This window comes from Sphaerisporangium sp. NPDC005288 (genome assembly GCF_040607475.1).
Taxonomy (GTDB): Bacteria; Actinomycetota; Actinomycetes; order Streptosporangiales; family Streptosporangiaceae; genus Sphaerisporangium; species Sphaerisporangium rhizosphaerae.
This window is the reverse complement of record NZ_JBEXGT010000003.1, coordinates 214,704-226,725: the sequence shown is the minus strand read 5'-3', so window position 1 is coordinate 226,725 and position 12,022 is coordinate 214,704. Positions and strand designations below refer to the sequence as shown.

12 protein-coding genes are annotated in these 12,022 nt (G+C 72.8%); 5 read left to right on the top strand and 7 right to left on the bottom strand.

The genetic code is table 11. The features are described from left to right. Positions 1 to 250: 250 nt before the first annotated feature. Together ABZU32_RS04655 and ABZU32_RS04650 are read right to left on the bottom strand one after the other, a co-directional pair. Positions 251 to 328 (bottom strand): putative leader peptide, encoded by a 78-nt coding sequence (locus ABZU32_RS04655; protein WP_354917348.1) that lies wholly within the window; start codon positions 326 to 328, stop codon positions 251 to 253. Positions 329 to 388: 60 nt separating this feature from the next. After that, entirely contained in the window at positions 389 to 1,894 is a 1,506-nt protein-coding gene (locus ABZU32_RS04650) for a polysaccharide deacetylase family protein (protein WP_354917082.1), read from the bottom strand. A 244-nt stretch (positions 1,895 to 2,138) separates the two neighbouring features. On the opposite strand from ABZU32_RS04650, the gene ndhC reads away from it, so the two are divergent. The 4 genes from ndhC to ABZU32_RS04630 all read left to right on the top strand — a co-directional run bounded on the left by ndhC (position 2,139) and on the right by ABZU32_RS04630 (position 4,762). Next, entirely contained in the window at positions 2,139 to 2,510 is a 372-nt protein-coding gene (gene ndhC, locus ABZU32_RS04645) for an NADH-quinone oxidoreductase subunit A (RefSeq protein ID WP_354838065.1), read from the top strand. Between the two features lie 155 nt (positions 2,511 to 2,665). Then, positions 2,666 to 3,133, top strand: a complete 468-nt coding sequence (locus ABZU32_RS04640) for an NADH-quinone oxidoreductase subunit B family protein (protein ID WP_354917345.1) — start codon at positions 2,666 to 2,668, stop codon at positions 3,131 to 3,133. After that, positions 3,130 to 3,813 (top strand): NADH-quinone oxidoreductase subunit C, encoded by a 684-nt coding sequence (locus ABZU32_RS04635; protein WP_354917079.1) that lies wholly within the window; start codon positions 3,130 to 3,132, stop codon positions 3,811 to 3,813. Before ABZU32_RS04640 ends, ABZU32_RS04635 begins: the two co-directional genes overlap by 4 nt. Next, a complete protein-coding gene (locus tag ABZU32_RS04630) occupies positions 3,806 to 4,762 on the top strand; it encodes a complex I subunit 1 family protein (RefSeq protein WP_354838069.1) in 957 nt (318 codons plus the stop codon). The genes ABZU32_RS04635 and ABZU32_RS04630 overlap by 8 nt, the downstream gene beginning before the upstream one ends. 450 nt (positions 4,763 to 5,212) lie before the next feature. Here the strand turns inward: ABZU32_RS04630 and ABZU32_RS04625 are convergent, their stop codons facing one another. Together ABZU32_RS04625 and ABZU32_RS04620 are read right to left on the bottom strand one after the other, a co-directional pair. After that, a complete protein-coding gene (locus ABZU32_RS04625; protein ID WP_354917076.1) occupies positions 5,213 to 5,959 on the bottom strand; it encodes an SDR family oxidoreductase in 747 nt (248 codons plus the stop codon). A 76-nt stretch (positions 5,960 to 6,035) separates the two neighbouring features. Further along, the gene (locus ABZU32_RS04620) at positions 6,036 to 7,235 is read right to left on the bottom strand and encodes an FAD-dependent monooxygenase (protein WP_354917074.1); all 1,200 of its coding nucleotides are present in this window, start codon (positions 7,233 to 7,235) and stop codon (positions 6,036 to 6,038) included. Between the two features lie 171 nt (positions 7,236 to 7,406). Here ABZU32_RS04620 and ABZU32_RS04615 point away from each other — a divergent pair, with 171 nt between their 5' ends. Further along, entirely contained in the window at positions 7,407 to 8,006 is a 600-nt protein-coding gene (locus tag ABZU32_RS04615; RefSeq protein ID WP_354838075.1) for a TetR/AcrR family transcriptional regulator, read from the top strand. A 76-nt stretch (positions 8,007 to 8,082) separates the two neighbouring features. On the opposite strand, the gene ABZU32_RS04610 is transcribed toward ABZU32_RS04615, so the two are convergent. The 3 genes from ABZU32_RS04610 to ABZU32_RS04600 form a co-directional block, all read right to left on the bottom strand. Continuing rightward, complete coding sequence (locus tag ABZU32_RS04610) at positions 8,083 to 9,039, bottom strand: MBL fold metallo-hydrolase (RefSeq protein ID WP_354917071.1); 957 nt, start codon at positions 9,037 to 9,039, stop codon at positions 8,083 to 8,085. A gap of 89 nt (positions 9,040 to 9,128) precedes the next feature. Then, positions 9,129 to 10,805, bottom strand: coding sequence for a protein kinase (locus ABZU32_RS04605; RefSeq protein ID WP_354917068.1), 1,677 nt, complete (start codon positions 10,803 to 10,805; stop codon positions 9,129 to 9,131). Positions 10,806 to 10,852: 47 nt separating this feature from the next. Further along, positions 10,853 to 11,968, bottom strand: a complete 1,116-nt coding sequence (locus ABZU32_RS04600; RefSeq protein ID WP_354917065.1) for a hypothetical protein — start codon at positions 11,966 to 11,968, stop codon at positions 10,853 to 10,855. Positions 11,969 to 12,022: the final 54 nt, after the last annotated feature.

Sequence of the window (12,022 nt, the reverse complement as noted above, 5' to 3'; positions counted from 1 at the left end):
TCCTCCTCGACGCGCCTGGGCGCCGTCGCTCGTGGCACGTATTCATTTCCATGCTAGATCCCTTGGGGCTGCGCGGGCTTCTTTACGCATGCGCGTCGATCAGGGGTGTGACCGTGATCCCCTGGTGACGGCAACGATCTTTCGGGCGTGCCGGAGCAGGTCTGACATCGGGGGCGATGGCAGGCGCCCGGCACCGTGGGCCGGGTGGCTCAGATCGACACGGGGGCGGTGACCACCGCGGGGGGCGTGGTCACGACCGGAGGCGGTTCCTCGTACACAGCCCCGCGGCAAGCCTGCAAAGATCAACGTGCAAGCGGGAGTAGAGCACGTATCCGGTCACGCTCACCAACTATATGTCCCTTCACCCGATGACTCCGAGTGCCTCGCCTCATGGAGTGATTCCAGAGGCGGTGCCGTCGGTGTCCGGGACGGTCGCGGGGGGCTCCTGGCGCCGCGTCCGCGCACGTCGCGGCGGTGGGTCGGCGCCGGCGTACACCTGCCCCGGTCCCATATGGCGCGAGCCGTACAGCTCGGGTACGGTCACGAAGGCGTACCCCTTCTCCGCCAGCCCCGTCAGCACCAGTGGCAGCGCCCGTGCGGTGGCCGCGCCGGCCTCGTGCATGAGGATGATCGAACCGGGCCTGGCGCCGTCGACCGCCCGCCGTGCGACGGCCCGCGGGTCGGGGTCCCTGGCGTCGGCGGTGTCCACGCTCCATCCGACGATTGAAAGGTTCAGCGCGCGCGCCGCGGCGGCCACCTTGGCGTCGGTGTGGCCGTACGGCGCCCGCATCAGGCGGGGCGCGCGGCCGGTGGCGACGCCGGCCGCGATCTGCGTGCGGTCCAGTTCGTCGGAGATCCGGTGGACGTCCATCGTGGTCAGGTCGCGGTGCGTCCAGGAATGGTTGGCGATCAGGTCCCCGGCGGCGGCGATCCGGCGCAGCAGGTCGGGCCGCGCCTCGGCGTTCGGGCCAAGGGCGAAGAAGGTGGCGCGCGCGCCGTAGCGGGCCAGGATGGACAGTAGCGGGCCGGTCCGCGGGCCGGGGCCGTCGTCGAAGGTCAGCGCCACGCACTTGGTGACCGAGCAGTCGGACCCGCCGCCGGCGCCGCTGGCGCCTCCTCCTCCGCCGTTGCCGGCGTCGTCGTCCCCGGGGGAGGGCGAGTACTCCGGCGGGGGTGAGGCGGCCAGGGTCGGCGGCGTGGCCGCGTCCACCGCCTTCATGACGCGGCGCCCGAGGTCCGAGAGCAGGGCGGCGGCCTCGTGCCCGGGCACGGCGACCGCGATGCGCCCCATCCGCGCCGGGGCCACCCGGCCGTCGTCGAACTCGGCCACCAGGTCGCCGTGCGGGTTGAAGTTGAGCGAGTCGAACAGCGTGCGGTCGGGCCGGACCGCGCCCGCGGTGATCCCCGGGCCGAACGTGCCGAGGCGGGCGCGGACGACCGTGGCGAGCGTGTCCAGCGCCTTGGCGTCCTTGACCAGGTCGGCCGAGTCGTGGACGCGCCCGTCCGCGCCGTCGTACCAGTAGGTGGCCAGCGAGGTGCGCCAGGTCCCGCCGGTGAAGGTCCCGGTGCGCAGGCGCACGCCGAACACCCCGCCGGAGGCCGCCGTCACCTGCCAGCCGATGTTGAGCTCGGACGGCCCGGCCGTGCCCCGGCGGGCGCCGGGGGTCGCGGCGAACCGGCGGACGGCCGCCGCGGTCACCTGCCGGAGCCGCTCGCCGAGGGCGGGGGCCGAGTCCGGCGCGGGGTACCCGGCGAAGACGCGGCGGCCCGCCGAGTCGTCGGAGGTGGTGTGGACGGCCAGTCCGGGGATGGAGGCGGGGTCGACGAAGTTGATCGTCGTGGGCTGCGCGGGCAGGGTGGCGGGCAGGTCGGGCGAGGAAAGGGGCATTGCCATCCCGCATCCGGCGGTGATCGCGATGACGGCCGCGACACCTCCGGCAAGGGGCAAACGGGACATGACTGCCACACTAGGCACCCTTAGATACCCATTTACTGGGATTTTAGGTGATGAGAGACTGGGTTTTGACCGCGACGGGTAGTGGACGGGTGACGGACGGCTATTTCCTGTCCGGTGCTGGAGGTCTCGCGACGTCAGGCCGTGGGCACGCGCTCCGCGGGCGGGCGAAGGAGGAGGCGGAGTGGGCGGATATTTCGGCTCTTATGCCGTTGTGGCGCTGCTGATGGCGATCGGCGTCGCCGTGTTCGCCGGCGGCCTTCTGGTCAACCGGCTGCTGCGGCCCGACCGTCCCACGCCCGACAAGCTCACGACCTACGAATGCGGCGTGGACCCCGTGGGCGAGGGCTGGGCGCAGTCACAGGTCCGGTACTACGTCTTCACCTACCTCTACGTCGTGTTCGCGGTGGACGCCGTCTTCCTGTTCCCGTGGGCGACGGTCTTCGCCGCACCCGGGTTCGGCATGGCCACGCTGGTCGAGATGTTCGTCTTCCTGGCCTTCATCGGCATCGGCATCCTGTACGCCTGGCGCAAGCGCGTGCTCGCCTGGACCTGACGGGCCGCGCCCTCGCCCGCGACGGCGGGACGCTCCCGTCCGCAGGTGGGGGGGCACTCGCACGGAGGTGCCGGAAAGGAGACAATGCCCTCATGGCAGCCAGCGATCTCCCGATGCCGACCGTCGGGCCGGTGTCCCGGCTCGCCCCGAAACCGATGCGCTTCATCCTCAACTGGGGCAGGCGCTACTCCCTGTGGGTGTTCAACTTCGGGCTGGCCTGCTGCGCGATCGAGTTCATCGCCACCTCGATGAGCCGCCACGACTTCATCAGGTTCGGCGTGATCCCCTTCGCCAACGGGCCCAGGCAGGCCGACCTAATGATCGTCTCGGGCACCGTCTCGGACAAGATGGCTTCGGCCGTCCGGCGTCTCTACGAGCAGATGCCCGACCCCAAGTACGTGATCTCCTTCGGCGCCTGCTCCAACTCCGGCGGCCCCTACTGGGACTCCTACTGCGTGACCAAGGGCGTCGACCAGATCATCCCGGTCGACGTCTACGTCCCCGGCTGCCCGCCCCGCCCGGAGGCCCTGCTGCACGGCATCATGCGCCTCCAGGAGAAGATCGCCGCCGAGTCCCTCGGCGACCGCTACGCCGCCGCCCCCGAGCAGGGCGGCACGGCGTGAGGGCGGCCATCGAGGAGCGCTACGGCGACCGCGCCGAGCTCTCCGACGCCTTCGGGCAGCTCACCGTGGACGTCGCCCCCGGCGACTGGGTCGACCTGCTCACCTTCGCCCGCGACGGCCTCGGGTGCGCGTTCTTCGACTGGCTGACCGGCGTGGAGGAACCGCCGGACGCCTTCTCGGTCGTCGCCCACCTGTTCGACCCCGTCGAGCACGCCCACCTGCTCGCCAGGACCCGCGTGCCGCGCGCCGACCCGCGGCTGCCCAGCGTCACCGGCGTGTACCGAGGCGCCGACTGGCACGAGCGCGAGACCTTCGAGATGTTCGGGGTGGTCTTCGAGGGACACCCCAACCTGGTGCCGCTGCTGCTGCCCGACGGCTTCGAGGGGCACCCGCTGCGCAAGGACTTCATCCTCGCCGCCCGCGTCGCCAAGCCGTGGCCGGGCGCCAAGGAGCCCGGCGAGTCCGGCGCGGGCTCGCCGAGCCGCCGCAAGACCCTGCCGCCCGGCGTCCCCGCCGACTGGGGACCGAACGCCTCCGCGCCCCCGCCGGTGCGGGGCCCGCGCGCCGTCCGTGAAACGCCGCCCCGGCGGCCCCCGGCGGGGCCTGAACGCACGGAACGGCCCGGGCCCGAAGCGGGCCCGGCCGCCGGCTCGCAGGGACGGGAGGACGGCGATGGCTGAGGTGCTGGACGTCGCGCTGCGCCTCGCGGTGATCGTCATCGCCTTCCTGACGCTGCCGCTGATCGTCGGCCAGACCGAGCACAAGGCCATGGCCCACATGCAGTCGCGCCTCGGCCCCATGTACGCGGGCGGCTTCCACGGCTGGGCGCAGCTCATCGCCGACGGGGTGAAGTTCGCCCAGAAGGAGGACGTCATCCCGGCGGCGGCCGACCGGTGGGTGTTCTCCATCGCCCCGGCGGTGGCGCTGGTGCCCTACCTGGTGGTGATGGCCGTCATCCCCGTCGGCCCCGGCCTGTTCGGCGCCGACCTGGACGTCGGGGTGTTCTTCGTGCTCGCCGTGATGGGCGTCGGCGTGCTCGGCTCGATCATGGCGGGGTGGTCGTCGGCCAACAAGTACTCCGCGCTCGGCGGCATGCGGGCGGCGGCCCAGCTCATGTCCTACGAGCTGCCGCTGGTGCTCGCGGCCTCCTCGGCGGCGATGGCGGCGGGCACGCTGTCGCTGCCCGGCATCGTGGAGGCGTGGCGCTGGTGGTGGCTGCCGTGGCAGCTCATCGGCGCGGTGGTGTTCTTCGTGGCCGGCCTCGCCGAGCTGCGCAGGCCCCCGTTCGACATGCCGATCGCCGACTCGGAGATCATCATGGGTCCGATGACCGAGTACACCGGCATCCGCTTCGCGTTGTTCCTGCTGTCGGAGTACGTCGGCATCGTGGTGTTGTCGGCGTTGACGGCCGTGCTGTTCCTCGGCGGCTGGCAGGGGCCGCTGCTGCCCGGCCCGGTCTGGACGCTGATCAAGATCTTCGCGCTGGCGTTCGTGGTGATCTGGGTGCGCGTCAGTTTCCCCCGCTTCCGCGCCGACCAGCTCCAGAAGCTCGCCTGGATCGGCCTGGTCCCCCTCGCCCTGCTCCAACTGGCCCTCACCGGTGTGGTGAAGGTCCTTTTCCTCAGTTGAACGCCCCCGCCGCCGCGCTGCTCCGCCCGCCCTGAGTTGAACGCCCGCGCCGGCACACTGCTCCGCCCGTCCTGGGTTGGACGTCCGCGCTGCCTCTCGCCGGCGCACTGCTCCGCCCGTCCTGGGTTGAACGCCCGCGCCGCCGCGCTGCTCCGCCCGTCCTGGGTTGGACGTCCGCGCTGCCTCTCGCCGGCGCACTGCTCCGCCCGTCCTGGGTTGAACGCCCCCGCCGCCGCGCTGCTCCGCCCGCCCTGAGTTGAACGCCCGCGCCGGCGCACTGCCCGCCCGTCCTGGGTTGGACGCCCGTGCCGCCGTTCGCCGGCGCACTGCTCCGCCCGCCCTGGGTGGGGCTTTCTCCCGGCGCCGGGGCGGCGGGAGGGTGGACGGCGAATCCGGCGCCGCCGTGCGGCGGGCGACCCGGGCGACCCGGGTGAAGGTGTCCGGTGGCTGCTAGCGGCCGAAGACGGTGCCGCCGTTGATGTGCAGGATCTGGCCGGTGACGTATCCGGCCTCCGGAGAGGCGAGGTACCTGATGGCGGCCGCCACCTCGGCGGGCGTGCCCGGCTTGCCGACCAGGGTCTGGTCGACGCGCGACCGGACGAACTCCGGCGTCGCGCGGTCGCCGAAGAACTCGGTGTCGGCGATGTACCCGGGGGCGACCGCGTTCACGGTGATCCCCTCGGCCCCGAGGCGCTGCGCCAGCTCGTAGGTGTAGGCGTGCAGGGACGCCTTGGCGCCGCCGTAGGACCCCGGGCCGCGGACGGCGGCGATCGAGGACAGGTGGACGACGCGCCCGCCCGGCCGCCGCAGGTACGGCAGCAGGCCCTCGGTGAGCAGGACGGCCGTCAGCACGTTGGCCTCGAAGTTGCGGCGGTAGCCCTCGGCGATGCCGGCCAGCGTGCCGTCGTCGGAGGCGGCGACGTTCCCGCCCGCGTTGGTGACCACCACGTCGACCGGGCCCTGCATGGCGATCGCCTCGGCGGCCTCCTGCGCCTGCGCCGGATCGGACAGGTCGGTGGCCCGCCAGCTCACCAGGTCGGCGTCGTAGGCGGTGTTCAGCCTGGCCGCCGCCTCCTTCAGCACCTCGCCGCGCCGGCCCAGGATGACCACCTGGGCTCCCTCCGCGGCGAAGGCGTCCGCCGTGGCCAGGCCGATGCCGGTGCCTCCTCCGGAGACCACCACACGTCGCTGTTCCATCTCGTCCCTCTTTTGTGGCGTTCGTGGCGCTATTAGATCGTTCATTCCGCTCCGCGAGGTTCCGGGAGTCGCCGCCTCAATAGTCCTTCAAGGAGATGGCGTTCGCGGCCTTGTGGATCGGCTCCAGGATCTTAGCGATGACGCGGTCCTTGCCCGGCATGTACGGCATGATGCGCAGCATCGTCATCTGGAAGCGGATCAGCCCCCTGCTGCCGAGCACCATGTGCTTGACGTTCTGCGGCCCGAGCTTCTGGTTCTCCTCCACGAAGTGCCGCATCTCCTTCTCGTAGAGGTCGAACGCGGCCCCGTGGTCGCCGCCCGCGGCGGCCAGCTCGCCCGCCAGGACGTACGCGCCGACGAGGGCCAGGCTGGTGCCCTGGCCGGAGGCCGGGGAGGCGCAGTATCCGGCGTCGCCGAGCAGGACCACGCGGCCCTTCGACCAGCGGTCCATGCGCACCTGGCTGACCGAGTCGAAGTAGAAGTCCGGCGCGGAGCTCATCGCCGCGAGCAGCCGGGGCACCTCCCAGGTGTCGGTGGCGTAGGCGGCGGCCAGGAGGCTCTGCTGGCGCTCGCGGTCGCGGCGGTCGTACTCGAGCGGGCCGGAGGCGAACAGGAACATGGCCTTGGCGCCGGTGTCCTTGGCGGTGCTGTACATCAGCGCGGTGCGGCCGGGGGAGACGTAGGTGACCTCCTCGCGGTCGAGGTCGAGGTGGTTGCCGACGCTGAAGATCGAGACGTGGTAGCCCAGGTCGTGGACGTAGTCCTCCTCGGGGCCGAAGACCAGGCGGCGGGTGACCGAGCGCAGGCCGTCGGCGCCCACCACCAGGTCGAACTCGCGGGTCGCACCGCTGTCGAAGGTGACGCGCATCCCGCCCGCGGTGTCGGCGACGGCGGCGATCGAGCTGTCGAACAGGTACTCGACGTCGTCCTTGGTCAGGTCGTACAGGATGCGGTTGAGGTCGCCGCGCAGGAGCTCGGCGTCCTCGCCGGTCCGGCCGCCGAAGTCGTCGCCCTCCATGCTCGCCACCCGCCGCCCCGCGGCGTTCACGAACGACCCCTGCCGGACGTCGGTGCGCTCGCGGCGGATCTGGTCGAGCACGCCCATGCGCCGGACGACCTCCACCGCGGCGCCGCGGATGTCGACCTTGTAGCCGCCGTCCCGCAGTGCGGGGGCCCGCTCGACGACGGTGGGCGCGAAGCCGTGGCGGCGCAGCCAGTAGGCCAGCGCGGTGCCGGCGACGCCCGCGCCGGAGATCAGGACGGTGCGGTTCTTCATGGGGGGCTCCATCGGCTCGGCCGTTCCCGCTCGGCGCGGGCCTCGGCGTTCGTCCGCCGGTCCCTCAGCGGGCCCGGCGTGTTGTTCCGCTCGGACAGTACATCTGTATCAGTCAACTGTGCAATACATTCGTACGAGACATCTGTATGAGACGCGTGTAGACTCCGAGCCATGGGCAATCGAGAAGACCTGCTGGCGGGCGCCAAGCGCTGCCTGTACGAGAAGGGGTACGCGCGCACGACGGCGCGCGACATCGCGGCCGCGTCGGGAGTGGTGAGCCTCGCGGCGATCGGCTACCACTACGGGTCGAAGGAGGCGCTGCTCAACGCGGCCCTGCTCCAGGCGCTCGAAGAGTGGGGCGAAGATCTCGGCCGCATCCTGTCGGCGCAGGTGGACCCGGCCGCGACCCCGCGGCAGCGGTTCGAGGCGGCCTGGACGGCCGTGGTCAGGTCCTTCGAGGAGAACCGGCCGCTGTGGGCCGTCCAGTTCGAGCTGGTCGCCCACATGGACAAGACCCCGGAGCTGCGCCAGGCGTTCGCCGAGTCCGGGCGGCAGGCGCGCCTCGGTCTGGCGGAGCTGATCGGCGACCTCGGCGTGGGCGCGGACGAGCACACCGCAGAGAAGATCGGCGCGCTCTACCAGGTCATGCTCAGCGGCCTGGCGGCGCAGTGGCTGGTGGACCCGCGGGCGGTCCCGACGGGAAGCGACCTGGTCGAGGTGCTCCAGCTCCTCGCCGGCGGCCTGCACCCCGCCACGGGCACGACCGGCTGAGCCCGTCGTGCCCCGGGCACGGAGTCATGCCGCGCTGCGCGCGCCGCCGCCGGATCCGCAAGGGTGTCGCGCCCGATCAGACGCAGGTCGGCAGAGGGCCGCCGTGGAAGGCGATGGCGTCGCCGAACGCCAGTAGTAGGTCCAGCTCGCCGCCTCCGGCCGCGTCCAGGTAGGCGCGGTGCAGGTTGAGCACCAGGCGCTCGGAGTCCGCCCACCCGGCGAACTCGCCGAGGTCGCACCGCTTGGCGGCCTCCAGCGGCGTCAGCCCGTCTCTGCGCCCGCGCTCGGCGGTGTCCAGCACCAGGCGGTAGTACCGTTCGTGGGCCGCCAGCACCTCCGGCAGCGCCCGCGCGTCCACCAGCGGGCCGTGCCCGGGGACGACATGGTCCGGCCGGAAGGCCGCCATCCAGTCCAGCGACCGCAGCGCCCCCTCGACCGACCCCATGAACACCAGCGGCGTCAGTCCGTGGAAGACCAGGTCCCCGGAGAACAGCACCCGCTCCTCCGGCAGCCAGGCGACCACGTCGCCGGTGGTGTGCGCGGGGTATCCGGGGTGGCGCAGCTCCACCCGGCGCTCGCCGGTGAACACCGTCAGCTCCGAGCGCAGCGTGATGGACGGCAACCGGCGCCTCACGCCGCCCCAGTCGGGCACCGGCGCCCAGACCGGCGGGCACCCGTCGATGATCGGGTCCACCCGGAGCCCTTCGCGCATCGCCTCGTGCCCCACGATGACGGTGGAATCGGGCAGCAGGCTGTTGCCGTAGGCGTGGTCGCCGTGCTGGTGGGTGTTGACGGCGACGCGCACCGGGGCGTCGCCGGTGGCCCCGCGCACGGCCTCCAGCAGGCGGCGGGTACGCCGCTCGGTGGCGCAGGTGTCGATCAGGACCACGCCATCGTCGCCCGTCACCACTCCGGCGTTGTTCAGCCACCACGTCCCGTCCGGCTGGACCCAGGCCAGCACGCCGGGGACGACCTCGTGCAGGGCGGCGGCGTCGGGCGTCGCATCAACGGGCTGCTGGGAGATGACCCTCACACCTCTTCCGGTAGGCGGAACACGACGAACAGCGCGAACGGCAATCTACCTCCTGCACCGGCGTCGTCCCTCAGCCGGCCCTCCGCAGGTCACTGCACGATCGCGAGCATCACGTCCGAGGCGCTGGGACGGTTCTCCGGCCGCTTGTCCAGGCAGGTGCCGACCACCCGGGCGAGCGCCTCCGGCAGCGCGGACAGGTCGGGCTGCTTGGTGAAGATGCGGTGGAACACCGCCGCGATGTTGTCCTCGCCGAAGGCCGGACGGCCGGTCGCGGCGAACACCATCGTGGCGGCCCAGCTGAAGATGTCCGACTCCGGCCCGACGCGCTCGCCCGAGACCTGCTCCGGCGACATGTACGCCGGGGTGCCCAGCACCCCGCTACCGGTGGCGGTGGCGTTGTCCAGCACGCGGGCGATGCCGAAGTCGACCACGCGCGGGCCGTCCGCGCCGATCAGGACGTTGCTCGGCTTGAAGTCGCGGTGCACGATGCCGGCCCGGTGGATCGCGGCGAGCGCGCCGGCCGTCCCCAGCGCCAGGCGCACCAGGCCGTCGTGGCCGCGCGGGCCGCGGTCGCGGACCAGTTGCTCGAGCGACGCGCCCTCGACGTACTCGCTGACGATGAACAGCCGCTCGTCGGCGACGTCGGCGTCGATGACCCGGGCCGTCGAGAACGGCGCCACGCGGCGGGCCGCCTCCACCTCGCGCAGGAAACGCTGCTGCGCGCCGTTCTCGGCGGCCAGCCGGGCGTGCAGGATCTTGATGGCCACCCGGGTGCCGTCGGGCGTCTCGCCCAGGTACACCGAGCCCTGGCCGCCCTGCCCGAGGCTGCCGATCAGGCGGTAACGGCCGATGCGGTCGGGCTCACCGGCGGGCAGCGGGCCGGGCGCCTGGGTGGGGATCGTCGAGACGTCCCGCGAGCCGGACGGGCCGGGGGCCGTGACCCGGGCCGCCACGGGCGCGTTCACGGCCGAGGGGAGTACGGAGGACGGGGTGTCCTGAGGCCGCCCGTCCAGCGGATACCGCCCCTGGTCCTGCGGCGCCAGGTTCTGCGGCGCTCGGTCCTGCGACCCCCAGTCCTGCGACCCCCGGTCGTGCGTTCCCTGGTTCTGTGGCGTCCGGTCCGCCGGTCCCTGGTGTTGCTGCGTCAGGAAGCGCGTCCGGTCCTGCGGCGGCCGCTGCGGCTGGTCCTGCGGCCGCTGGTGCTGCGACCACGGGGGGCGGGAGTCCTGGCCCGGATGACGCGGGGGGACGGCGCCGGGGTGGTAGGGGGGCTCGGGCGGCCGCTGGGCGTGGGGCCGGCTCTGGGCGTGGTTCTGGCCGGGACGCTGGTGGGGGGCGTGGTTCTGCTGCGGGTAGGGCCCGGAGGCGGGGCGCTGCGGGTAGGGCCCCTGCGCGTACGCGGGGTGGTGGTCCCGGCGCGGCGGCGGGTAGGGCGCGGCGGCGGCGACCCCGGGCGCGAACACCGTGGTGCGGATGGCCAGTGAGTGGATGGGCCCGCCGATCCAGTTCGTGAACAGCCCGACGACGATGAGCAGGCCCGCCCAGTCGGGGTAGTTGTCGACGCTGTCATAGGCGACGATGAGCACGAACATCACGAAGAGGCTGAGGAAGTACAGCATCGCCGCCACCGCGATCATCGGGGCGCGCTTGCGGTAGGCCGCGTACGCGATGGTGAAGGGCGTCGCGAATCCGCAGGTGAACACCGGAGCCAGAGCCCATACGAAGCTGATCGCGGTGGTGGACTGCGAGGGCCTGCCTGGGTGCATATCGCGAAGATTACGGGGATAGACGGGCTTGTGCAGGTTTTTGCCGGTCAGGGCAGGTAGATGGTCATCTCCAGGAGTTCGGCGGTGAGACGGGGCGGCAGGTCGACGGCGATGGACATGTCCTCGGCCGAGATGAACCCGCCGACGTTCGCCCGCACCTCGGCCACCCGCTCGGCGAGCTCGGGCGTCATGCCCGGCAGGCCGGCGATCACGTTCACGGGCGCGTGGTTGACGTCGACCAGCCCGCCGTCGTCGTACTGCCGGGGCAGGTCGGGACGCCCGATGCGCAGCTCACGGGCCAGCGACGGGTCGCGCTCCACCAGCTCGCGGGCCTGCTGGCGCAGTTCGCGGCGGTGCTGGGCGAAGGCCACGGCATGGTCGTTGGGGGTCTCCGTGCGCTCGAAGACCTTCCTGCGGATGATCAGCGAGTGGATCGTGCCGCCGAGCCAGCTGCCGGTCGAGCCGATGACCGCGAGGGCCTCCGCGAAGTCGGAGCCGTTGTCCGCCAGCCCGACCACGACGGCGACCATGCCGATGGCGTAGATCGCCGCGGACAGCGCCAGCATCGTGCTGCGCAGCTTCGCCGCCGCGTAGGCCATGGTGAACGGCGTGGCGGCGCCGCAGGTCAGCAGCGGCGCGAGGGCCCACAGGACGCTCGCGGCGCCGTTGCCCGACGGCGCCGGCGGCGGGACGCGGGGCGGGAACGGCGGCTGGTAGGGGTGGCCGTGCGGGCCGGCGGGCCCCGGAGCGCCGTACGGGCCGGGGGGCGCCGGGCGGGAGTAGGGGGCCAGCCCGTGCTGGTCGAGATGAGGCGGAAAGAACGGGTCTGCGGCCGGCCGGGGGTTCGGCGGGGCGTACGGGGGACGTCCTTGCTCGGGCCGGGGACGCCGACCCTGCGCGGGCCCCTGCCCTTGCGCGGGCCCCTGCCTCTGCGCGGGCCCCTGTCTCTGCGTGGGCTCTTGCCTCTGCGTGGGGTCTTGCGCGGGGCGCGGCCGGCCCTGGCCGGGCCACGGCTGCCCCTGCTCCTGGTGCGCCCGTCCCTGCTCGTGGTGCGGCCGTCCCTGTTCCTGGTGCGGCCGTCCCTGCTCCGGCAACGGCCGCGCCGCCTGGCGGGGCCGGGGGGCCGTGGGGCCGTTCGGGTCCAGCTGGTGGGGACGTGGCACCGTCGGCCCATTCTGATCACCAGGCTGGGGGGAAGAGCCTCCCGGTGGCCCCGA

What these genes read in the sequence shown, in the direction of transcription:
- ABZU32_RS04630 (WP_354838069.1), top strand. Translation starts at nt 3,806, where the DNA reads ATGGCTGAGGTGCTGGACGTCGCGCTGCGCCTCGCGGTGATCGTCATC.
- ABZU32_RS04615 (WP_354838075.1), top strand. Translation starts at nt 7,407, where the DNA reads ATGGGCAATCGAGAAGACCTGCTGGCGGGCGCCAAGCGCTGCCTGTAC.
- ABZU32_RS04640 (WP_354917345.1), top strand. Translation starts at nt 2,666, where the DNA reads ATGCGCTTCATCCTCAACTGGGGCAGGCGCTACTCCCTGTGGGTGTTC.
- ABZU32_RS04605 (WP_354917068.1), bottom strand. Translation starts at nt 10,805, where the DNA reads ATGCACCCAGGCAGGCCCTCGCAGTCCACCACCGCGATCAGCTTCGTA.
- ABZU32_RS04625 (WP_354917076.1), bottom strand. Translation starts at nt 5,959, where the DNA reads ATGGAACAGCGACGTGTGGTGGTCTCCGGAGGAGGCACCGGCATCGGC.
- ABZU32_RS04620 (WP_354917074.1), bottom strand. Translation starts at nt 7,235, where the DNA reads ATGAAGAACCGCACCGTCCTGATCTCCGGCGCGGGCGTCGCCGGCACC.
- ABZU32_RS04650 (WP_354917082.1), bottom strand. Translation starts at nt 1,894, where the DNA reads ATGGCAATGCCCCTTTCCTCGCCCGACCTGCCCGCCACCCTGCCCGCG.